Genomic DNA, 20,915 nt, shown 5'->3' with positions numbered 1-20,915 from the left:
ATAATCTATGAACTATAGGTTGGATAATTTGCTAGATGTTCTACTAGGCTCATCATATCGAACGAGGGAGCTCCTGTAAATGCTGTCCATTATTGCTGTCCTTTTAATAATACAAACATGAATTTGCTCATATGATGAAACGTGACTGGTAAAAGTTCGTATCTAATGAATAAACGAGTAACGATAGCAAATTTATAATAAATTGCCATTATTTATATGGTAAACTATTTAGAGTTGCAGCAATTCGGGGGGAGGTTAGCGTGATGAGGCAGCTTAAGCTAATAGGCTTACTTATAGCAGTTATAGTCGTGAATATCATTGTCCTATCGCCAGGTTTTCTTGGTGTCGATCTAACGAGTGATTCGCCATTAGAAAAATCGGCAGCACTTACATTGCTTATTTTAAGCGGTATCCTCGTTATTTATGCAAGCTATCGATTTGTATTCAAGCAGCCAGATAATAAAATTTTGCTGCGGGAGACAGAGGCTGTTGAGCAGGACGCGCAGCAAGCGTTGGTGCAATATCGACAGCATAAGCTGTTTAGCATGGAGGTCCAGCATGCGCTCGATCAGCTTCACCGTATGAAGCAAAAAAAGCTGGCGCTGCTTGATCTATTAAGCCAACGGTTTCAGCCTAGTGAACTAAGCTATAGTCGATTTTTAGGTGTCATATCCGCCGTAGAGCAGCTGTTCAATAACAATATAAAAGGTTTAATTAGCAAGCTGAGAGGCAGCGAGCTGTCGGGTCTGTCTGCTGGGGATCAGCGTATGCAGCGGATGCTATCTCCGCGCGTTACGCAGCAAAAGCAGCAGCTGCGCAAGGAATATACAGATTATGTGCTCGGCTACATTAGCTCGAATGAAGAAATTTTGATTAAGCTAGATCAGCTTATGCTAGAAACGACACGACTTGGTACTACAGATTATCGCGAGCTTGACGATATGCCGTGCATGCAGGAGATCGACCAGCTCATCAAGCAAACGAAATACTACAAGCAGTAAAGGGGAGAGATAGGGTGAAGAAAAAGTTTATTACGTTAATTAGTATTGTAGTCGCGGTATTTATTATCGTTTATATCGGAGTAAGCCTAACGACGAACATGGGGAAGACGGAAAAAGAAGTAACCATTGATGAGGCAAATAAAAGCCTGGAGAAAATGATTAAAAACATCAGCGTAACGAACGCCGCTCCGATTAAAGGGCAGGTCGACCTAGACCCTGTTTCCTTAATTGATACACTTCCAGATATCGAGAAGTTTTCGATCTCCGTAGAGCCTTCAACGTCAACCTTTGTTGAGATCTTCTCATCGACTGAAAAATCAGGAACAGGCGTCGATGGCTGGCTGAATGAGGTAGCGGAGGAGTTCAACAAAAGCGGCATAGAAGTAAACGGCAAGCAGGTTTCTGTAAAAATTCGCAATATCGCATCAGGTACTGCCACCGACTATATTCGCTCGGGAAAATATGTACCGGACGCCTTTACTCCATCTAATGAGCTGTGGGGTGAGATGGTTAAAGCATCAGGCGTGAAGACGACGCTGGTCAATGATCGTCTAGTTGGTAATGTTACAGGTGTTGTAACGACGAAAACGAAGCATGATGAGCTCGTTGAGAAGTATGGCGACATCAATGTAAAGACGATTACGGATGCAATCGCGGATAATGTGCTGTCGATGGGGTATACCGACCCATTTGCAAGCTCGACAGGTCTTAATTTCCTTGTTACGGCTCTACAAAATTTTGATTCCAGCGACATGCTAAGTTCAGCTGCAGTAAGCGGCTTCGAACGATTCCAGGCGAATGTTCCATTCATCGCTTCAACGACGCTTCAAATGCGTGAAGCTGCGAAAACGGGCATGCTGGATGCTTTCGTTCTTGAATATCAAACCTTTGTCAATGCAACAGATTTTAAGGCAGGCTATGAATTTACTCCTTTTGGAGTGAGACATGACAGTCCGTTATATGCGCTAGGCGATCTGTCTCGGGAAAAGCTAGACATCATTGAGGCATTTGGAGACTTTGTCGTGCAGGACAAATATCAAGAGGCGGCAAGTAAGAAAGGATTTAATGGGTTGAATGACTATCAAGCCGAGCTTGGTACAGTAGACGGCGCAGTCCTAACGTCAGCTCAGCGTCTGTGGAAGGAAAAGAAAAATGCGAATAAGCCCGTTGCAGCAGTCTTTGTCGCTGACGTATCGGGAAGCATGGATGGCGAGCCGCTTCATCGATTGAAGGAGTCTCTGCTCAGCGGACAAAAATATCTCGGACGTGACAATAGCATTGGTCTTGTCTCGTATTCTAGCAATGTGGAGATCAATCTTCCGCTAGCTGCATATGATACGAATCAGCAATCCATGTTTGTAGGTGCGGTGGAAAGCCTGCAGGCAGGTGGGGGAACAGCAACATTTGACGGCATCGCTGTTGCGATTAAAATGCTGCAGGATGAAATGGCTCTAGATGCGAATGTGAAGCCGCTCATTTTCGTATTAAGTGATGGCGAGACGAATGAGGGTCACTCATTAAAGGAAATTAAGAGGCTAGTCGAGGCGTACAAAATACCGATCTATACGATAGGCTATAACGCGAATATTGATGCGCTTCATGAAATATCGAGTATTAACGAAGCAGCGAGCATTAATGCAGATACGGATGATGTCGTGTACAAAATTAGTAACCTGCTTAACGTACAAATGTAGCTTGCTAGCTTGCTTGTAAAAGAAGTAATGGAAGCTTGTGCAGCATGACGATGCAGACGTTTCAGATCATATAGCTATTGAAATGAAGGAGGAGATTGCATGTCATTCAGTATGGAAGTTGCAGAGCCAGAGGTAATTAAAGCGGTGATTGAAGAGGAAATTAAGCCAGAGCCGGAAGAGGTTACACAGCTTAAAGAGCTCGCTAAAAATAATGTCAGCACCATTATCGGACTTGATGTAGAATCGTATGATGAGCGAAGCGAGATTCTACAATCGATCGATAAGTTTGGTTTATCAACGATGCGTGCGTCATCTGAGAAAAATAATATGCTGCAGGTATCGGTAGGCCGTCTAGCCAAGTCAGGGGATGAGGGCGGTCAGGTTGCGAAGGGGTTAACTGAGCTGCATATGCAGCTCAAGGATCTCGATCCGAGCGCGGTTGATTTCGCTAAAACCGGCTTTCTTGGAAAGCTATTCAATCCGATGCGCAACTATTTTGCTAAATATCAAAAGGCCGATGTTGTGATCTCTGATATTATTGGATCGCTAGATAAAGGTAAGGTTGTGCTGCGTAATGACAATACGACGCTTGAGCTTGAGCAGCAAACCTTGCGCGAGCTAACGAAAAAGCTGCAAAAGGAAATTCAACTTGGCGTGTTGATGGACACGGAAATTGAAAGTCAAATTGAGCTTGCAAAAGAGCGTGGGGAATCGGAGGATAAGGTTCGCTTTATTACCGAGGAAGTGCTGTTTCCACTGCGCCAGCGTGTGATGGATCTTCAGCAGATGCTGGTCGTGAACCAGCAGGGCATTATGGCGATGGAGGTCGTCATTCGCAACAATAAGGAGCTTATACGTGGTGTCGATCGTGCACGTAATGTTACCGTATCAGCACTGAAAATCGCGGTTACTGTTGCTAGTGCGCTATACAATCAGCAGATTGTACTGAAAAAGATTGAGCTGCTCAATGAAACGACGAATAATCTGATCAGCGGTACATCGAGAATGCTGAAGGAGCAAGGAGCAGCGATTCATAAGCAGTCGCTAGAGGCGAGTATTTCAGTGGATACGCTGAAAAGTGCGTTCTCGGATGTATTGTCTGCACTTGAGTCTATTAGCACCTACAAGCAGGATGCGCTGCCAAAAATGCGTGATACGATCAGCCAATTCCGTGAACTGGCTGATGAAGGCGAGAAGCAGATCGTTCGTCTTGAGAAAGGACAGAAGCTCGGACTGTAGCAGGTGGTGTACATGTTCGAACTTGCTATGATGATGACTTTTGCTAGCCTTAGCTAAATGGCGTGGCTAATAAATCATTCGGATTATTTACACTTATCGTTTCATGTCACACATTGCTTGATCTACTGCTATAACTTCTATAGATTAATCTACCGCACTCCAGCTATGTTGCTTGTCTCAGCTGGAGTGCTTTTTTGTTGCTTGTTATAGCCGTCGTGTTATTGTTGTCGCTGTTACAGCGATTCTGATTAGATGAAGCCAAAATCATAATAATCATACAATATTGTGTTGTCACAGATAAAAATAGAGTAGTCTAGTTTGACTGACAGTAAGTGAATTGGTAAGCTAAAAATCGCCAAGTTGGCAGACGAAGCATGGCAGCTGGAACGAAGAAAAGATACATTGTGACATATTGATTATGCACATGTGGATATCACAAGATATGTATACAAATATCAATAAATTGTGTTAATTTGTGCACAACATATCCACATCTAGTGGATAACTCCATATAATTATGGGGAAACTCGTCGAATCTTGAAAAAATAATATGTAAAATTGTTAGAGTGTATTGCGGATCGAGGAGATATTTGTTGGAAGCTGTGGATGGCGATGATTGCTTCGTAATAAAACGTATACCGATTCTGTGGATAGGTGTGCACAAAGATAAAAAGTTAAAGGGGTTAAATACCTGATTATCATTGTTCAGCCGTGCTGAGTGATAACCTTAGGGAGATATAGGGGGGAATATTAAGAGAGATAAGCTCCTAAGCCACATCATTCACTGTCGTGGTTGGATAGGAGCTTTTGTAGGTACATATGTAGATATAGCATTGGTTGTAGATATAGTAATAGATATAGAGTCTAGCCTAGGCGTAACAATATAACGTACTAGGCTGAACTTCATAGCATCGATGGATAATGTGGATATTTTATTTTGGGAGTATCGAGCTGTACTGCTTACGCAGCTGATGTAGCTGCTGCAGCTTATGCATCGCCTCTTCGCCGTGCTCTCCTGTAATCGAGATTGAGAGACTATCCACCAGCACCATCGGTGCAACGAGTGAATGAAAAGCTTCTCGCTCTCCACGATCGACATGAAGCACAATGTCGCTTTGGTCGATCATCTCAGCAACGAGCAGATCGGTAATGAGGATGGTACGATAGCCAGCCTGCTGCGACTGTTCGAGAATGACGGAAAGCTCTGGTGATGTGCGGACAAAGCCAAAGCAGAGCACGACATCCTCACCTCCTGCATGCACGAGCTTCTCATGCAAGGAATGGCCGCTCTCAGCTAAAAGCTGCACGAATATGCCAATACGATTAAGACGGAATTGCAGCAGCTGTCCTAGGCAAGCCGCAGATCCTGGAGCATGCACATAGATATGCCGTGCACTGGTCAACGTGCTCACTGCTAGATTATATTGATCGGCAAGCAGCCTTCCCTTCGTTTCAGAGAGATGGGCAGCAGCAGCGTCAAACATTTGAAAGGCGAGATTGGTAATATTGGAATCAGCCTGATCAAGCACTTGCTGTATCTTGACTGCTGGGGGTGTAAGTGAAAGCTGTGCATCCTGAAGCTGCTTCTTGAAGGCCTTTAAGTTATCGTAGCCGATTGCTTGCCAGAAGCGGGATACCGTTGAGATGCTTACACCTGCCCCTAAAGCGATATTTTCCTCGGTATAAAACGGAATGCGTTCAGCATGCTTAACGATGAAGTCAGCAATTTTTTGCTGGCTCTTGGACATCTGTTCAATCGGAATATTAAATTGAAATTGCACTGAAGACATAATTCATCACTTCCTGTTAGACGTTGAACTCATTGTAGCTGTGCATAGCGCGCTTGGCAATAGTAGTATGTAGCTGCGCGTGGCAGTGCTTCGCTGCTGCATATGCCGGTGCCTCGCAGTCACGCATGGACATCACCCGACACGCTATTGCTCATGGCAGCAATGTTCAGCGGTGCGTCGGCAACTAGAGGAAGGCAGCCTCGACAGGCCCACGCTCCTTGAGCAGCTTCTTCACTAAGCTAGCCGACTTTACGCGATGTGTTAGATCCGCTGCAATGTGAATCGCATGCTGCCTCTGTTGAATGGCTTTTAGCAGCTCGCGTGGGCAATTGATCGGATCAGGGAATTGATTATAGATCGCGCCAAACTGCAGCGGGTGATGGGTATCACTTCCTGCAATAATGGGAATGCCGATGTGCTCAGCAAGCTGCTCCACTCGCTCGATCATTGCCTCCCCATACGTATACAGATCCTTGCCATTCATATCAAAGGCATGCAGTCGCTGCAGCAGCTCGCTTGAGTGGCTAATTAGCGGATTACTGGTGCGGAATGGATGCGCACCGAACCGAATAAGACTAAGCTCATCGCACCAATCTAGCAGCTGCTCGAATTCTACGAACTTATGCTTCTCTTCATGAGGCGAAAGCATATGGCGAAGCATAAGTATGCTGTCTCGCTCACCAACGACCAATATATGTCCGCCGCCTGTAACGTCAACCTCCATACCAGGGAAAACCTTGAAGCCATTTATATCGTAATAATGCTGCTTCGTATAAGGATAGTGCTCGTTCAACTGCTCATAAATGTCATAGTAATGGTTCGTATTGAAATGCTCCGTCATCGCAATGGCATCTAGTCCTGCCTCTGTCGCCTCGGCAATGCTTTGCTGAAAATAGTTTAATGAAAAATTCTGCTTCTTAGACAGCTTAATATGGCAATGCAAATCAATATTCATAGGATGCACTGCTCCTTTCTCTGAGCAAAATAGTAGAAAGAATCATTCAATCAAAGATTAAACTAAAGCTCTAGCATGCTGCCGAGATAAAAAACGACGGTAATATAGAACGCTGATACGGCAAGAAAAGCTAGATCCTTTAAGGTAATTTTCAAATATGACAGCTTTAGCTTTTTTACCTTCGGATCGTGCATTGCATAGGTGAAGCCTTTAATTTCGAGCGCTTCCACCGTTGTTCGAGTCCGTTTCGCTGTATTAAGGATTAGGGGATAGAAGGCGATAACGGATAGCTTGAAGCTATAAATTAGCATGCGCAGGCTTTTTTTCTGAGGAGATTTTCCGCGAAGCCGATAGGAATAAAGAATGTTGTTGTACTCCTCGATTAAAATCGGCAGCATACGGAAGCCGTAAGCAACCCCAAAGCTGAATTGTGCTGGCATGCCTAAGCTTAGCAGCCCGTCACTCAATCGCTCAGGGTCCATGCTTGTGAATACAGCAATGCTGGCAAGGGTGATGACGAGCAGCTTAAGCGTTAGTGTACTTAATGCCCACGCCGCGGCGAGGCCTCCTCCAAACATTAACGAAACAACGAGCATATAGGCTGCATCAGAAATCAAGCCAATCGCAAGCACAAGCAGCACAAGCAGGCTAGGCTTTGAGGTATAGGTGAGTATGGCGATGGCAATAAGAAAGCCGAGTAAAATAACCTTATTATGAATAAACCATGGCGTGATGGCGAAAAAAGCGTACCATGCCATAAGTATACGCGGATCGAAGCGCGATAAAAAGGTCATCGACTGCCCGTAGGCGGTACGAAGCAGCTCAACCTTAATGCGCTCCACGCTAATTTTTTCCCAGAAGCCTGGCTTATGTACTGGATTAGTAATCTCCATAACGTACCTCCCGTTCTAAACGTAATAGCTATCGTGTGGGCGAAGGGCCGGCTGATGTAAGAAGTGTAAGCTGCTTCATGCGCTTGACGAATTGCTCTACGCTCAGTGCTGGCTGCTGCCATTGTAATCTATGACCAAGCTGGACGATTTGCGGTGGAATAAGTGCAGCCAGCTCTAGTAAATGAGGCTGCTGAAACACTTCCTCGCTGCGACCATCAAGCAATATTTCGCCGTTATGCATGACGATTACTCGCGTTGCCCAGTCTGCAACGAGCTGCATATCATGCGTAGCAACAACGATAGCCTGCACCTGTTCATGCAGCTCGTCGAATAGCTTTGTCATTTCGCGGCGACTAACGATGTCAAGGCTCGCTGTCGGTTCATCAAGCAGCATCACGGTTGGCTTCATCGCAAGCCCGATGGCCAGTGTAGCTCTTCGCTGCTGCCCTCCGCTGAGCAAGCGCCCATCACGCTGCTGAAGCTCTGACAGATTGAAGGTATCTATGATGTGATTGATGAAGGGTTCGATCCGCTCTTGCTTTCGAGCCTTCAAGAAAAACTCAATATCCTCGCGAATATGATCTGCAATAAACATTTCCTCTGGATTTTGAAATATGAAAGATACCGCATCGGACAGCTGCTCGGGTGTTGTGCTTCGGGTATCGTTGCCGCACACGTTTACGCTGCCTGACCACGGCTTGCGTATACCCGCGATAAGGCGTAGCAGCGTCGACTTACCAGCGCCATTGTTGCCGACAAGCGCGATACGATCTCCTTCGTATATCGTGAGATTGATGTCACGAAGCGTTGCAGTATGCTGCTTGTTCATGCTCTGATAGCCGCTTGTTGCATGGTCGATAATGACAAGTGCTTTACGATCGCTTGAGTCGGAGCTATTGTCTATATTTAATGGCTCCGGCGGGCTTGAAGCGTTATGCTCTGGTTGAATTAGTTGCTGGCCGGGCAGCGGCTGCAATAGCTGAGCTGCATGTTCGATTGTCACGGGGTACAGCTGAGTTGCTGGATCGCGAAGCTGGAGTGCAGCCATCGCTTGTGTTACCTGTGGTGGCTGAATATGAAGCTCCTGCAGCTCCTCTATTGCGGACAACGCAGCATCTACTGGCTTACTCCATCGCACACGGCCACCTTGATCAAGCAAAATAACGTTCTTGCAGAAGTCTGCGATATATTCGGTATGATGCTCGATAACGATAATTGTTTTATGATAGGTGTCATTTAACATAGCGAGCTTCTCATAGATCAGCCTCGCATGCGCGGGATCTAGCTGAGCGACCGGCTCGTCGACGATAATCACCTCTGGATCAAGGGCAAGAGCTGCCGCAAGTGCGACCATATGCTTCTGCCCACCGCTTAGCTGCCAGATCCACTGCTTGGATAGCTCCTCGATATCTAGCATGCGCAGTGCCTGCTGCGCACGCTCTTTATAGTTCTCATAGCCAAAGTTGAGCGGGGCAAAGCATAGCTCATCGAACACCGTAGGACGCACGAGCTGATTCTCAAAATCCTGAAACACATAAGCGACATGCTTAGACAGCTGAGCAATCGTTGTGCTTGATGTGTCGATGCCATTTACAAGCACCTTGCCCTCAAAATCTCCACTGTAATAGGTCGGAATGAGCCCGTTGAGACATTTGCATAGCGTTGATTTACCGCTGCCATTACTGCCGATCACCGCAACAAAATCACCGCGGGTTATGCGGAGGCTCACATCCTGTAAAGTATTGACCTCAGCTCCTGGGTAGCAAAAGGATACATTGCGCACTTCGATAATGGCCTGCTCGTCAGCGGCATGATGAGTACCTGAATGTGCGCTTACCTGTACAACCGTGTCTGTAGTAGCTAGCACGTTGGCTTGCTGACTGTCAGCCATACTGGCAATAGCATCGGCCTGCTTATCAACTCTGGCATTTACCTCCATATCGGTTGCGTATGTTTTTGCGTGTATAGCCTGTGCACCTGCTTGTGCTTGAGCCATAGTCATCATAAATGCTCTCCTTTAGGCTGTTGCTTTTTGCGCGAGCGAATGATCAAGGAGACTGTTACTAGCAAAACGAGTGCTACCCCTAGGCTAATCCATAGCGCACTACTGCCCCAGTCTGCTTCCCATTCCCAGGAGAAAAGCTCAATATCAGACTCCGCCAAAAACTCTGCAGCAGCGGCAATAGCAGCAAGCATAATCGCAATAATGATAAAGCGCGGAGTTACAAATTCAGTGATAGAGCTCTTCGCTCGGCCATCTCGTGGCTTCATACCGAGCAGGGGCTCGACTTTTCCATATAAACGCGGCACGAGATATAGAGTAGGCAGTAAGGAAAACAATGTACCAGAGACGATCATAGCGTTGAGGAATGAGAAGCCCTCGATGGCTAGTATGCTTTCAGGCAAACCTGGCACGGCTTCAAGATCCTCAATTCCAATGTAGACCTTCGCAATGTCAACAATCGTGCCGAGCAATTGGTCAATACCAATGGCCACATACGCTGCAAATGCTAGCTGTCGCTTACTGCGCGGATTAGTTACGAGCATGCCAGCCACAAAAATCGCCAGTGAGAACTGAATGAACTTCTCTAGCTCACTTATGCCGCCAAATTGCCCAAGCAGCAGCTCTCCGAAAACAAGCTCACCAACTGACGCGCCGAGTGCGGCATACAATGGATTGAAAAGGATAGCAAACAGCAGCGGGATAAAAATAAAGTACTCTACCTTTAGCTCAACTGGTCCAATTCTAATTTCGGGTAATAGCTCAGTAATCATGTTGGAGATGCCATACAACGACATAGATAAAATAAAAATCATTAGCTTTTGCTGAGAGGTGAGCTCCCATCGTTGATTTGTAGCTGATAAACGCATAACGATTCCTCCTTAAATTTGAAGTTCGCTAAGGTGACTGTGTTCACTTGATGCTTTAAGAATAGAGGGGAATTGTTAGCGATTTGTTATCGGGATATTGAGTTTGCGTTAATTATTTTCAAAATAGTTCAAATGAAAAAATTTTTTCAATATAATAGAAGGTAATACGGCATAACGCTACGAAGATCATTACGAAGAACAGTACGAAGAACAGTACGAAGAACAGTACACACCATGTGTGCGAATAGGGGAGGCGGAAGGATGAGAATTGATCTACATACACATTGTAAATGGAGCAAGCAAAGCGAGCTGTCGCGGGATTATTTGAAGGATATGCTCACACATGCATCGCAGCATTTGGATGTTATCGCATTAACGGAGCATTTTAACACGCTGCAATTTGAGGATATTTACGATCAACTGGAGCAGCTTGCGACATACGAGAATGGACATTTTACGTATAAGGGACTCATTATATTGCCGGGGATTGAAGTTGATGTGGCAGAGGGCGGACATATTGTTGTCATTGGAGAATTAATGGCGATTCGCAGGTTAAGTGAGCATTTAGAGCCGCACCGCGACCGTAGTCGGTTTATAGGGCTGGCTCAGCTGTTGAAGCAAGCGCACTCGCTTCATTGTGTGTGTATTGGTGCGCATCCGTTCCGTGAGGAAAACCCACTTTCCCATATTGCTCATGAGCTGCTGCGCGAGCTCGATGCATTTGATCTTAATGGACGTGATCTCTATAAATACGGGCTGGATATGGAGCAGCGTGTCCAGCAGCTCGCTCAGTTGCTGGAGCTGCCAGTTGTTGCAGGAAGTGATACGCATCACTATGAGCAATATGGCGCAATCGTCAGTGTTGGCGAGGGGATGGTGCATAATGTGGAGGAGCTGCGCACGATGCTACAAATGAGGGGCCTGAGCTACCAGATTGCAGAGGATTATGCGGATAGGGTACAGCGTGCAGAGCAGCAGCAGAAGCTTCTTAAGCAGACTGGGCATTATATAGCTGATTAAACGAGCGGGCATTATGAAGTTGATCAAATAAGCGGGGCATTATGAGCGAATCAAGCAGGCTGGAAATTATGAAGGTAATCGAAAAGATGGGGCATTATGAGCTAATCAAATAAGCTGAACATTATGAAGCTGATCAAGCAAGTTGGAAATTATGAAGGTAATCGAACAGATGGGGCATTATGAGCTAATCAAATAAGCTGAACATTATGAGCTATTCAAGCAAGCGAACATTATGAAGCTCCTCAAACAAGTTGGGCATTGTAAAGCTCCCCCTCCCAAATACGTGCAAGGGTATTAATATGCAATGTATTAATATGTTGCGAATGAAGTAGCGAATGAATCCACTGGTTACGACAATAGATCATCCGTGCTACAATATGATCATTTATGACAAACAAAAGAGGAGTGGATGGCACGGATATGGAGCCAATGGAGCAGCTGGAAAGAAAAATGATGACGATGAAGCTTATGCTTGTCCTCATGCGTGACCGCAAAGCAAAGCAGGGGCAGGTTCGGAGCGTTGGCTATATTAGAGAGTATGGCGAGATGCCGGATGAGATCGGTGTCTACTCCTTGGGACAGCTTACAGATGAGCAATCGTCACTCTAGCAGAGGAGCTTGGCATAAAAAAACGTCCTGCTGTTGGGAAAAGTGATATTTATATGAATGAGCTTGGCTATGCGTTGGTCTGGGCTCAAGGCTCGGTAGACCTAGTAGTTGAAGCGGAAGTGAAGGAGCTGGCGGCATTAGCTGAGCGGCTGCATTTAGCGGAAGGGGCTGTAGGTAAAGCAGTAGCTAGCCATCAGCGTGCAGAGGATGGCTCGACGATTTCCGCAAGCGAAGCTGATAGTCCATACAATGAGGATCGCAAGGCGTGGGAGAAGCTTATCGCATATTGGTTCTGCAAAGGAACAGCTAGTGAGGTATCGAGATTTCCAGCTGACTATGTGCTAAGCTTTGATGATGCACTGAATATGAATACGTGGGATATTTATGAGCCAGAGCGCTTCATAGAGCTTGTATGGGAGCATATTCAATTTACGCTGAGCGATGATAAGCTTACCATTCGCACATGTAAATGACGCAGGATAAGTTACTTGTGAAGTGAATTTTAAGTATTAAGTAGGGAAGCAGATTAAAGCAGTAACGAGAGAAGAGTTACAAGTGGTAAGCAGATTGACCGTGGGTCTATAGCAGAACTAAGCAAAAGCAGATTGACCGTAGATCTATAGCAGAACGAAGCAGAAAGCAGATGGACCGTCGATCTATAGTAGAACTAAGCAAAAGCAGATTGATCGTGGATTTATAGCAGAACTAAGCAGAAAGCAGATGGACCGTCGATCAATAGCAGAACTAAGCAGTCTGCAAATCTAACTCAGATCTATACATAGGAGCACGATAACACCGCCGTTACTGAGAATTTCAGTGACGGCGGTGTTTTTGATATGCTCTAAAGTAAGTAATCGTAGAAAGTGACGAGACTTCTTTCGTGAGTCCTTAAAAGATCGTCGTGGAATCACACATAGAAGAGCCAAAAAGGCTGGTAAAAAAGACAACAAAAGGCATCTCTAACCTTAAAATTGCTGTTGTAGTAGCACAAGATAGAAATGGCAATAAAGCAGGAACAGGGCGTGTTAAAGCCGAAGAAATCGACGCTGAGCATTTGATAAACGAGTAGAGCAAATATTATTCCAGCAACACAGAAATCAAATTATGCAACTGTCAAAATACTTAGAAGTATATAAAAATAGACCCTTTCGGGTCTATTTAAGTGAGATTTATCTTTTTCTTGCCAAAGTATGAAATTACCAGTGCAATTGGGGCAATAAGAGGCAAAAAAGAAGTCCATCCAATAAAGTAAAATATAGGAGACAAAAAAGCCACTCCACCGAAAAACATAGATAATTGGGAATTTTTCTGTAGCCCATAAACAAACAGTAGTAATCCTATGACTATCAGTATTACAAAAGAGATATTAAGTAAACTCATAACTACCTCCTCCAAGACAACAGTAAACTAAATCTATATACATTATATACCGATTTCCTTGTGAATTGTAATCATATAAACAACAATGCTTACGAAAACAGCCTATTTAAAAAGGAATAAGCAAAAAAGCAAAAAAGGAGAAAAGTAAAAAGCAGAAAAGCAGAAAAGTAAATAAGTAAATCCATATTATTCGCCTTCTAGTAAAGGAGATAAGTAGTTAGTTTCACCTATTTTAGTGTATACTGAAATTATTAAAATGAAACTCCGAAGGAGGTGTGGGATGATGATGTTGCTTGAGCAAAGGATACTTACACGAGAGGGCTGTACTATTCACTACTGGGTTTCAAATCGTGGGGATTACCCGTGGCTAATATTTCTACATGGTGCAGGAGCGGATCATGCCATGTTTCGTGAGCAAATGGATACGGTAAGCCAAGATTTTAACGTCCTGCTGTGGGACGCAAGAGGACATGGGCTTTCGCGCCCAATGGGGGACAATTTCAGCATAAACATGATTATGGAAGATTTAGCGGAGATAATGAATATCGAGCGAATCGAAAAAGCGACACTAATCGGCCAGTCTATGGGTGGAAATACTGCACAAGAATTTACTTTTTACTACCCAGATAAGGTAGAGAAACTGGTGTTAATTGACTGCACCTGTAATACGATGAAATTGACTAGGCTAGAGGCATTTTACCTAAGTATTACTCCGTTATTAACCCGTATGTTCCCATGGAAGATGTTAGTTGAAGCGAGTGTAAAAGCAAGTGCGCTAAAGGCTGATGTGCAGCAGTATTTAAGAGAGTCCTTTCAACGCATTGGTAAACGGGATTTCACCAAAATATTTTTAGCAACAGCTGCATGCTTGCATTACGAAGAGGGCTATCTAATCAATAAGCCGATACTGCTTGTTTATGGTGACCGTGACGAGACAGGAAACATTAAAAAAATCGCCCCAGCGTGGGCTGCTAGTGAGCCTTATTGTACTTGCATTGAGCTCCCTCAGGCGAGTCATTGCTCTAATCAGGATAATCCATCCGCATTTAACGTTGCACTTATTCGATTTTTAAGAAATAGCTAGAGAGGAGCAATCTACAAATGAACGATCAACCATTCGAGCTTGATAAGGATAAAAGCTCATTTATCGATAAGCTAGGTATGTATTACGAGGACTATGGGATACCGAGAATTGGTGGAAGAATTTTAGGGTTAATGCTGGTTTCTGACCAGCCCTTATCCGCAGAGCAAATGGCAACGCATTTGAAAATTAGCCGAGGGAGCGTTTCGACGAATGTAAGACTGCTGACGTCGAGTGGGCTGTTAGAGAGAACAACAGTAGCCGGTGAGCGGACGGATTATTATGTCGTTTGTGAATCGATATGGGAGCGTGCTATCCAAATTAGAATTAAAGGATTCACCAATTTAAAGCGAATTGTTGAACAAGGTATCCAAGCTGTTGAGAGCAAGCCCTCTGCCAACAATCAGTTGTATGAGATGAGGCGATGGGTTGATGTAATGATCAATAGTCATGAACAAACGTTAATGAACTGGAAAAAAGAAATGAACGATTAGCAGCTAAGTTTGAATTATTCGCATCTATTCATACTAGTGGTCATATGAATAATTTGTAGCTATTCATACAGGTGGACATATACTATAATTGGAATAAATTGATTATGCTGTTAATCGAGGTAAATGCGGCACGTAAATAATCGACGGAAGAAGGAGAGGCTGCAATTGGAGCGTGAAGCGGGTTTCTGGATTAGACTCGGTGCTGCGTTGCTGGATGGAATTATTATCGGAGTACCGTTGTATGTTTTATCACTGATTATTAGTGGTGACACTAACCGTGATGTATGGACTGATATATTGTCAGCGTTGTACTCGTTGCTGGTTCCTGTATTTTGGAACGGCTATACGATTGGCAAGCGCATATGTGGTATTCGAATTCGAAAAATTGACGACTTTATGCCGCCTACGCTATGGACGATGATTAAGCGAAATATTATTGCTGGGCTGGTGTACGGCTTAACGTGCGGCATTGCAGTCATTGTGAGCGCAGTTATGGTCGGCGTTCGGGAGGATAAGCGTTCCATTCATGATTTTATAGCTGGAACAGAGGTTGTACATGACTAAGAAGTATACTAGATCTGCTAAATGAGGCATGTGGTAAATGAAAATAGATTCGCTAGCATAGGTATGATAGAGGGAAAGTAGATATACTAATTTAATCGTTTCAGACCGAAAGCATCGGGCTTGCAAGAACAAGAATGACTTGTTCCTGTAAGCCCTTTTTTATATTACATAACTGGAAAAGTAAGGTATAATAAGGAGGTCATTCCATGTCTTTTACGTTAAGAAAGTTTGATGATCAATGGCTCGCATTAACCTTTCCATTTACAAATGAGAGATTAGAAAAAGTTCGTCTTATTCCGGGACGTAAATGGATGCCTCAGCATAGATGCTGGATCGTACCGTATACGATAAGTGTAATTTCGTATATGCAGCAGAATATGTCCGAGCTGAAGCTTGATGAGGGACTGCGAATGGAGCTAAGCGAGCTTCAGGGATTCACTGAGCTGATGGATGCAATCAACGAGAGGATGAGCCCGAGCTCTAAACCGAGCGATGATGAGCAATCAAAGCCAGCTATGACGGAATGGGACGATGAGGAACGTAAGCGAATGGTTGATGCTTTGCTGATGCGAGGGTACAGTCGCAAAACGATCCGCGTGTATGTTAATCATCTGGAATTGTACAGTCAGTATGTAAAAGAGAAGCAATATCGTTGGAGCGGAAAGTATATTTCAAGCTACACCTTGCATTTAGCTGAGAAAAAGTGTTCCTCCTCCTACATAAACCAGTGCATAAGCGCCACTAAATTTTACTTCATAAAGGTGTTAAAAGAGAAGAACGATCAGCCGTACATTCGAATGAAAAAAGAACAAAAGCTTCCAAGCGTGCTTTCCTTAGAGGAAGTAAAGCGTATATTAAACGCACTACCAAATCTAAAGCATCGTGCACTGCTATATATGACTTATACTGCAGGACTAAGAGTAGGAGAAGTTGTAAGGCTAAAAATAGAGCATATAGATCAGGAAAGAGGACTTCTCATTGTCAAACAGGGTAAAGGTAAGAAGGATCGTCAAACCTTGTTGTCCGATGCTGCTTGGCAGGTGCTAGAGGAATATATCGCCGAAGAAATGCCCCAAACCTGGCTGTTCCCAGGTCAACATCACCATAAGCATATGAGTGAGCGAACCGCACAAAAAATATTCGAAAGAGCATTGCTTATTGCAGATGTACATAAAGATGCAAGTATTCACGCTCTGCGACATTCATTTGCAACACATCTGCTAGAGAGCGGGATCGATATCCGGTATATCCAAGAGCTCCTCGGCCATCAAAGTGCAAAGACAACACAGCGCTATACGCATGTAAGCACAAAGGAGATTCGCAGGATTAAAAGCCCGCTCGATATGTAAGATGAGCGTGCGTCTGTGGTCTATGGTGATGCGGCAGTTGGTGGGAGCTGTGATGTTACTGGGGGAAGGTAAGGTAGGAGCGGGAACGGGGCCGGAGCAGGATGGAGTATGTTGAAGCGGTAGGCAGGTAAAAGTGACAAGCCATTCGGCGCATGTAGCTAAAGCGAATGCATCGCGGGACGTGAAGCACGGAGCAGATCTACAACGTCATAACGACGTAAATCCCACCGCCACGCTGCCAATTACCGCAACCGTACGTTAATCCTACCTCCTGTAGGAGATTTTATGAACAACAGCAATTAGGGAGTTAGGTGAAATATCAGCGAGTACTAATAAAAAGAAACTAATATAAGGAGTAGGTGTATGGCTACACTTAATAAAGCAAAAAGACGAAAAAAAGCCCTTGAAAAGATTATTTCAATGGTAGACAATGCATCACATGCTCTTGTAATCCATTATTCATGTGAAAGTTTTTATAATATCCCCAATGGTAGAACACCAAGAATTACCTCAATAGCTGTCAGATACTTGGCGACTGGCCAGACTAAATCATTCTCTATACATAAGGTAGCAGAATTGCAAAATGTCCCTTTCGAAGAAATTGAGATGGAATACAATCTACTTGAGAAAGAGATGTTGACTGATTTCTATAATTTTGTAAAGAATCATAAATCCTTTGATTGGATTCATTGGAATATGAGAGACATAAACTATGGGTTTGAAGCAATTGAACATAGGTATTCTGTACTCGGAGGTGTGCCAGAACAAATTAGTGACGAAAAGAAAGTAGATCTATCAAGATATCTCGTAGATATATTTGGATTGAGATATATAGGACACCCAAGATTTCAAAAACTGATAGAACTTAATAGTATTACAGATAAGGATATGTTAGCTGGAGCTGCTGAAGCAAAAGCGTTTGATGATAAGGAATACGTCAAGCTACACCAATCGACGTTAAGGAAAGTCGATTGCTTACAAACAATATTGGAAAGAACAGCTAGTGGATCTTTGAAGACCAACTCTAAATTTTATGATATATATGGAATAAGCCCACAAGGTATTGCAGAAATGATTAAAGATAATTGGTTGATAGGATTATTATGGACAGGTATTACCTTAATACTAGGGGGATATATAGGATCTTTATTTTAGTATATCCGAAGATGGCTGATACATCACCTAACACAGCATTAACGCATCGTCACAAGCTCCTCGGTCACGGTGAAGAAGTTGGCAGAGAAGCTGATTCACGTGCCAACCCTGCAAGGCTAAGTCTACGACCCGTTCCGCATACGCTCCACTTAAGCCTTTCGGGTTCGCTAATGCAGGAACGTTATCTGAAAGTACAGAAAAAAATATCTTGGAGGTCAAAATGAGTTATGCATGTCCTTGTTGCGGATTTAAATCTTTAACGGAACAACCACCAGGGACTTATGACATTTGTGAAATATGTTTCTGGGAAGATGATGGTGTTCAGTATAATGATCCGGATTATGCTGGTGGAGCAAATAAAGTCTCGTTACGAGAAGCACAATTGAATTTTAGAGAATTTGGTGCATGTGAAGAACGATGTAAACAATTTGTTAGAAAGCCGAATGAATCTGATGAATATGAAGGACCATATGATGTCTCAAAGATTCAAAGAATGCCAATAAGAGAAATAATCAATAAGATAGCTATATAAATCCAGAAGAATCATGGGAATATACTATGTTAGTAAATAGAGACAACCCAAACATTAATTTTGGTGATAATAGGATTTATAAATTATCCAAACAAGAAGTTGAAAATAGAATACAAGAAATAAGAAGAAAATTTATAAATGCAGTAAATGAGAAGCATAATTTGTAAGTATTTCTAGTATGCCTGTACCTTCAGATAACACAGCATTAGCGCTACGTCGCATTCGCTCCGCGGTCACTGGTGATGTTTCAGAGAAGTAGATTCATGTGACAACCTGCTGTGCGCAGGTTCGTTAATGCAAGAACGTTAGGTGAAACAGTTGAAAAAAATTTGTTAAAGACAATTGAATAGATTAGTTAAAACCCAAGTTAAAATCCAAGTTAAAACCCAAAATAAAACCTGAAGGTTACCCTTCTTACTTTCACCAAGAGACGCACCAGTTGGAGATCCAACTAAAAACGGAATAGGTTAAAAACAAGATTAAAAGAAGATTAAGAGATTTTCAAAAGGAAATTAAACATAAAAACATATAAGAGGGCATGGCAACATTCAGTAGTTTTTATGTAGGCAAAGGCAAGAAGCAACTGCTTCACCTAACACTTGCATTAGCGCATCGTCGCATTCGCTCCTTGGTCACTGGTGATGCTTTCGACAGAGAAGTGAATTCATGTGACAACCTGCTATGCGCAGGTTCGCTAATACGAGAACGTTATAGGAAAGAGCCGAAAAATTAACATAAAAATGAAAGTTGTGATATTCAGATGAACAAATTCATTGAACATATATTATATACCATGGTGATGGTAGAAGCTGAAGGGAAAGTACTGTTAATTAATCGGCCAGATCATTTAGGATTTCCAGGGTATATTGCACCTGGAGGAAAGGTGGATTTTCCTGAAAGTATAGTTGAAGGAGCAATAAGAGAAGTAAAGGAAGAGACTGGATTAATCATAAAAAAGATTGAATATAAAGGTCTTGATGAATTTTGTGAACCGAATACTGGATTAAGGTATATGGTATTTAATTATTTGGCTACAGAATTTGAAGGTGAATTATTGGATGACCCCCCTGAAGGAGAATTAGAGTGGGTAGATATCGGGAAAATTGATGAAATACCTGTGCAAGATTGGTTTAGAAGAAGATTTCCATTGTTCTTTAGACAGGGAACATTTGAATTAAGTTTTATATGGGATAGTCAAACAAAGAAGACAATAAAAGAAGTTATCAAAGAATATTGAGGAAGTAGTTCGAAGAAGTCGGCTCCATCCTATAACACAGCATTAGCGCTGCGTCGCATTCGCTCCTTGGTCACTGGCGATGTATTTGGCAGAGAAGGTTATTCATGTGACAACCTGCTATGCGCAGGTTCGTTAATGCAAGAACGTTATGTGACATAATCGAAAAACGAATGTTAAGTAGGCTCTTGACAGAGAAGTAGATTAAAACCGAATGGTTGAGAAGGCTTTTGGCAGCGAAGCAGATTAAACCAAATGGTTGAGAAGGCTTTTGACAGAGAAGTAGATTAAAAACCGGATGGTTGAGAAGGCTTTTGGCAGCGTAGTAGATTAAAAACCGGATGGTTGAGAAGGCTTTTAGCAGCGAAGCAGATTAAACCAAATGGTTGAGAAGGCTTTTAGCAGAGAAGCCGATTAAAAACCAGTGATCGCGCAGGCTTTTGACCGAGAAGTAGGTTCAAAAAGCGATGGTTTGAAAGCAATGAGCAGGAAGCGATTACGTCACATAACACAGCATTAACGCATCGTCGCATGCGCTCCTCGGTCACTGGTGATGTGTTTGGCAGTGCAGTAGATCCATGTGACAACCTGCTGTGCGCAGGTTCGTTAATGCAAGAACGTTAGACGAAAGATCACAAGAACTAATAGAGAAAATAGGTGATCAAATGATAAAAGAAATCATTAATTATGTTGGACATGATTTTTCAAACTTTAATAGAGAATTACATATTAGATTCGAACTAGGTGAACCGTTCAGAAATGGTTCAAATCGAAGAATTAAACAAGTTAACAAAAGAGTAATATCAATATTTGAAGAGACATTCAATCAAGATGACTTTATCTATGTCTACATTAAAGATTGGGAGAATGAAATTGATCCGATGTTTGGGAATACTACCCCTAAATATATTTATGAATTAATAAATCGAATCAATTTCATAAATCTAAAGCCTTGCTAGATCTAGCTTTCTAATGTACAGAAAAAGGAGTACCTCCCTAAATCTCGAATTGATTAAGTGACCAAACGAAACCAATGAGATGAGGTGTACTCCCA

At 43.2% G+C, this 20,915-nt stretch carries 20 protein-coding genes and 1 pseudogene; 15 read left to right on the top strand and 6 right to left on the bottom strand.

Features of this window, described 5'->3' with window-relative positions:
* Nucleotides 1-263: 263 nt before the first annotated feature.
* From M3180_RS16090 to M3180_RS16080, 3 genes are all read left to right on the top strand, one after another.
* Nucleotides 264-1,001 (top strand): hypothetical protein, encoded by a 738-nt coding sequence (locus M3180_RS16090; protein ID WP_251669363.1) that lies wholly within the window; start codon nucleotides 264-266, stop codon nucleotides 999-1,001.
* Between the two features lie 14 nt (nucleotides 1,002-1,015).
* On the top strand, nucleotides 1,016-2,695 hold the full coding sequence (locus M3180_RS16085; protein ID WP_251669362.1) for a vWA domain-containing protein: 1,680 nt from the start codon (nucleotides 1,016-1,018) through the stop codon (nucleotides 2,693-2,695).
* A 99-nt stretch (nucleotides 2,696-2,794) separates the two neighbouring features.
* On the top strand, nucleotides 2,795-3,934 hold the full coding sequence (locus M3180_RS16080) for a toxic anion resistance protein (RefSeq protein ID WP_251669361.1): 1,140 nt from the start codon (nucleotides 2,795-2,797) through the stop codon (nucleotides 3,932-3,934).
* 932 nt (nucleotides 3,935-4,866) lie between these two features.
* Here M3180_RS16080 and M3180_RS16075 read toward each other — a convergent pair.
* The 5 genes from M3180_RS16075 to M3180_RS16055 all read right to left on the bottom strand — a co-directional run bounded on the left by M3180_RS16075 (nucleotide 4,867) and on the right by M3180_RS16055 (nucleotide 10,443).
* On the bottom strand, nucleotides 4,867-5,724 hold the full coding sequence (locus M3180_RS16075) for a MurR/RpiR family transcriptional regulator (protein ID WP_251669360.1): 858 nt from the start codon (nucleotides 5,722-5,724) through the stop codon (nucleotides 4,867-4,869).
* Between the two features lie 184 nt (nucleotides 5,725-5,908).
* Nucleotides 5,909-6,679 carry a PHP-associated domain-containing protein gene (locus M3180_RS16070; RefSeq protein ID WP_251669359.1) on the bottom strand — a complete coding sequence of 257 codons (771 nt, stop codon included), beginning with the start codon at nucleotides 6,677-6,679 and terminating at the stop codon, nucleotides 5,909-5,911.
* Between the two features lie 62 nt (nucleotides 6,680-6,741).
* Complete coding sequence (locus M3180_RS16065; RefSeq protein ID WP_251669357.1) at nucleotides 6,742-7,572, bottom strand: energy-coupling factor transporter transmembrane component T family protein; 831 nt, start codon at nucleotides 7,570-7,572, stop codon at nucleotides 6,742-6,744.
* Nucleotides 7,573-7,600: 28 nt separating this feature from the next.
* Complete coding sequence (locus M3180_RS16060) at nucleotides 7,601-9,577, bottom strand: ABC transporter ATP-binding protein (RefSeq protein ID WP_251669355.1); 1,977 nt, start codon at nucleotides 9,575-9,577, stop codon at nucleotides 7,601-7,603.
* The gene (locus tag M3180_RS16055) at nucleotides 9,574-10,443 is read right to left on the bottom strand and encodes a DUF8171 family membrane protein (RefSeq protein WP_251669353.1); all 870 of its coding nucleotides are present in this window, start codon (nucleotides 10,441-10,443) and stop codon (nucleotides 9,574-9,576) included. The genes M3180_RS16060 and M3180_RS16055 overlap by 4 nt, the downstream gene beginning before the upstream one ends.
* 261 nt (nucleotides 10,444-10,704) lie before the next feature.
* On the opposite strand from M3180_RS16055, the gene M3180_RS16050 reads away from it, so the two are divergent.
* The 4 genes and pseudogenes from M3180_RS16050 to M3180_RS16035 all read left to right on the top strand — a co-directional run.
* Nucleotides 10,705-11,463: a PHP domain-containing protein gene (locus M3180_RS16050; protein ID WP_251669351.1), complete on the top strand. Its 759-nt coding sequence runs from the start codon at nucleotides 10,705-10,707 to the stop codon at nucleotides 11,461-11,463.
* A gap of 387 nt (nucleotides 11,464-11,850) precedes the next feature.
* Nucleotides 11,851-12,072, top strand: a complete 222-nt coding sequence (locus M3180_RS16045; protein WP_251669350.1) for a hypothetical protein — start codon at nucleotides 11,851-11,853, stop codon at nucleotides 12,070-12,072.
* Nucleotides 12,073-12,125: 53 nt separating this feature from the next.
* The gene (locus M3180_RS16040) at nucleotides 12,126-12,545 is read left to right on the top strand and encodes a hypothetical protein (protein WP_251669348.1); all 420 of its coding nucleotides are present in this window, start codon (nucleotides 12,126-12,128) and stop codon (nucleotides 12,543-12,545) included.
* Nucleotides 12,546-12,925: 380 nt separating this feature from the next.
* Nucleotides 12,926-13,120, top strand: a pseudogene (locus M3180_RS16035) (IS1595 family transposase); the annotation flags it as partial.
* A 110-nt stretch (nucleotides 13,121-13,230) separates the two neighbouring features.
* On the opposite strand, the gene M3180_RS16030 reads toward M3180_RS16035, so the two are convergent.
* Nucleotides 13,231-13,452, bottom strand: coding sequence for a hypothetical protein (locus M3180_RS16030; protein WP_251669346.1), 222 nt, complete (start codon nucleotides 13,450-13,452; stop codon nucleotides 13,231-13,233).
* A gap of 280 nt (nucleotides 13,453-13,732) precedes the next feature.
* On the opposite strand from M3180_RS16030, the gene M3180_RS16025 reads away from it, so the two are divergent.
* The 8 genes from M3180_RS16025 to M3180_RS23060 all read left to right on the top strand — a co-directional run bounded on the left by M3180_RS16025 (nucleotide 13,733) and on the right by M3180_RS23060 (nucleotide 20,820).
* Nucleotides 13,733-14,536 carry an alpha/beta fold hydrolase gene (locus tag M3180_RS16025; RefSeq protein WP_251669344.1) on the top strand — a complete coding sequence of 268 codons (804 nt, stop codon included), beginning with the start codon at nucleotides 13,733-13,735 and terminating at the stop codon, nucleotides 14,534-14,536.
* Nucleotides 14,537-14,553: 17 nt separating this feature from the next.
* Nucleotides 14,554-15,027, top strand: coding sequence for a GbsR/MarR family transcriptional regulator (locus M3180_RS16020; RefSeq protein WP_251669342.1), 474 nt, complete (start codon nucleotides 14,554-14,556; stop codon nucleotides 15,025-15,027).
* A 159-nt stretch (nucleotides 15,028-15,186) separates the two neighbouring features.
* Nucleotides 15,187-15,591 carry an RDD family protein gene (locus M3180_RS16015; RefSeq protein WP_251669607.1) on the top strand — a complete coding sequence of 135 codons (405 nt, stop codon included), beginning with the start codon at nucleotides 15,187-15,189 and terminating at the stop codon, nucleotides 15,589-15,591.
* A gap of 206 nt (nucleotides 15,592-15,797) precedes the next feature.
* Nucleotides 15,798-16,940 carry a tyrosine-type recombinase/integrase gene (locus tag M3180_RS16010; RefSeq protein WP_251669341.1) on the top strand — a complete coding sequence of 381 codons (1,143 nt, stop codon included), beginning with the start codon at nucleotides 15,798-15,800 and terminating at the stop codon, nucleotides 16,938-16,940.
* Nucleotides 16,941-17,303: 363 nt separating this feature from the next.
* Nucleotides 17,304-18,095 carry a hypothetical protein gene (locus M3180_RS16005; protein WP_251669339.1) on the top strand — a complete coding sequence of 264 codons (792 nt, stop codon included), beginning with the start codon at nucleotides 17,304-17,306 and terminating at the stop codon, nucleotides 18,093-18,095.
* A 220-nt stretch (nucleotides 18,096-18,315) separates the two neighbouring features.
* Nucleotides 18,316-18,627 carry a CPCC family cysteine-rich protein gene (locus tag M3180_RS16000; RefSeq protein ID WP_251669337.1) on the top strand — a complete coding sequence of 104 codons (312 nt, stop codon included), beginning with the start codon at nucleotides 18,316-18,318 and terminating at the stop codon, nucleotides 18,625-18,627.
* Between the two features lie 760 nt (nucleotides 18,628-19,387).
* Nucleotides 19,388-19,864: an NUDIX domain-containing protein gene (locus tag M3180_RS15995; protein WP_251669335.1), complete on the top strand. Its 477-nt coding sequence runs from the start codon at nucleotides 19,388-19,390 to the stop codon at nucleotides 19,862-19,864.
* 662 nt (nucleotides 19,865-20,526) lie between these two features.
* Nucleotides 20,527-20,820 carry a DUF3885 domain-containing protein gene (locus M3180_RS23060; RefSeq protein WP_432806950.1) on the top strand — a complete coding sequence of 98 codons (294 nt, stop codon included), beginning with the start codon at nucleotides 20,527-20,529 and terminating at the stop codon, nucleotides 20,818-20,820.
* The last annotated feature ends 95 nt before the right edge of the window (nucleotides 20,821-20,915 follow it).

The sequence above is a fragment of the Paenibacillus camelliae genome, from assembly GCF_023715345.1.
Taxonomy (GTDB): Bacteria; Bacillota; Bacilli; order Paenibacillales; family Paenibacillaceae; genus Pristimantibacillus; species Pristimantibacillus camelliae.
This window is presented reverse-complemented; position numbering and strand designations above follow the sequence as displayed.

Excerpts from the sequence above, each read along its gene's own strand:
- M3180_RS16000 (WP_251669337.1), top strand. The coding sequence starts at position 18,316 with ATGAGTTATGCATGTCCTTGTTGCGGATTTAAATCTTTAACGGAACAA.
- M3180_RS23060 (WP_432806950.1), top strand. The coding sequence starts at position 20,527 with ATGATAAAAGAAATCATTAATTATGTTGGACATGATTTTTCAAACTTT.
- M3180_RS16040 (WP_251669348.1), top strand. The coding sequence starts at position 12,126 with ATGAATGAGCTTGGCTATGCGTTGGTCTGGGCTCAAGGCTCGGTAGAC.
- M3180_RS16030 (WP_251669346.1), bottom strand. The coding sequence starts at position 13,452 with ATGAGTTTACTTAATATCTCTTTTGTAATACTGATAGTCATAGGATTA.
- M3180_RS15995 (WP_251669335.1), top strand. The coding sequence starts at position 19,388 with ATGAACAAATTCATTGAACATATATTATATACCATGGTGATGGTAGAA.
- M3180_RS16045 (WP_251669350.1), top strand. The coding sequence starts at position 11,851 with ATGACAAACAAAAGAGGAGTGGATGGCACGGATATGGAGCCAATGGAG.
- M3180_RS16080 (WP_251669361.1), top strand. The coding sequence starts at position 2,795 with ATGTCATTCAGTATGGAAGTTGCAGAGCCAGAGGTAATTAAAGCGGTG.
- M3180_RS16025 (WP_251669344.1), top strand. The coding sequence starts at position 13,733 with ATGATGATGTTGCTTGAGCAAAGGATACTTACACGAGAGGGCTGTACT.
- M3180_RS16010 (WP_251669341.1), top strand. The coding sequence starts at position 15,798 with ATGTCTTTTACGTTAAGAAAGTTTGATGATCAATGGCTCGCATTAACC.
- M3180_RS16060 (WP_251669355.1), bottom strand. The coding sequence starts at position 9,577 with ATGATGACTATGGCTCAAGCACAAGCAGGTGCACAGGCTATACACGCA.
- M3180_RS16005 (WP_251669339.1), top strand. The coding sequence starts at position 17,304 with ATGGCTACACTTAATAAAGCAAAAAGACGAAAAAAAGCCCTTGAAAAG.
- M3180_RS16050 (WP_251669351.1), top strand. The coding sequence starts at position 10,705 with ATGAGAATTGATCTACATACACATTGTAAATGGAGCAAGCAAAGCGAG.
- M3180_RS16065 (WP_251669357.1), bottom strand. The coding sequence starts at position 7,572 with ATGGAGATTACTAATCCAGTACATAAGCCAGGCTTCTGGGAAAAAATT.
- M3180_RS16055 (WP_251669353.1), bottom strand. The coding sequence starts at position 10,443 with ATGCGTTTATCAGCTACAAATCAACGATGGGAGCTCACCTCTCAGCAA.
- M3180_RS16075 (WP_251669360.1), bottom strand. The coding sequence starts at position 5,724 with ATGTCTTCAGTGCAATTTCAATTTAATATTCCGATTGAACAGATGTCC.
- M3180_RS16090 (WP_251669363.1), top strand. The coding sequence starts at position 264 with ATGAGGCAGCTTAAGCTAATAGGCTTACTTATAGCAGTTATAGTCGTG.
- M3180_RS16070 (WP_251669359.1), bottom strand. The coding sequence starts at position 6,679 with ATGAATATTGATTTGCATTGCCATATTAAGCTGTCTAAGAAGCAGAAT.
- M3180_RS16020 (WP_251669342.1), top strand. The coding sequence starts at position 14,554 with ATGAACGATCAACCATTCGAGCTTGATAAGGATAAAAGCTCATTTATC.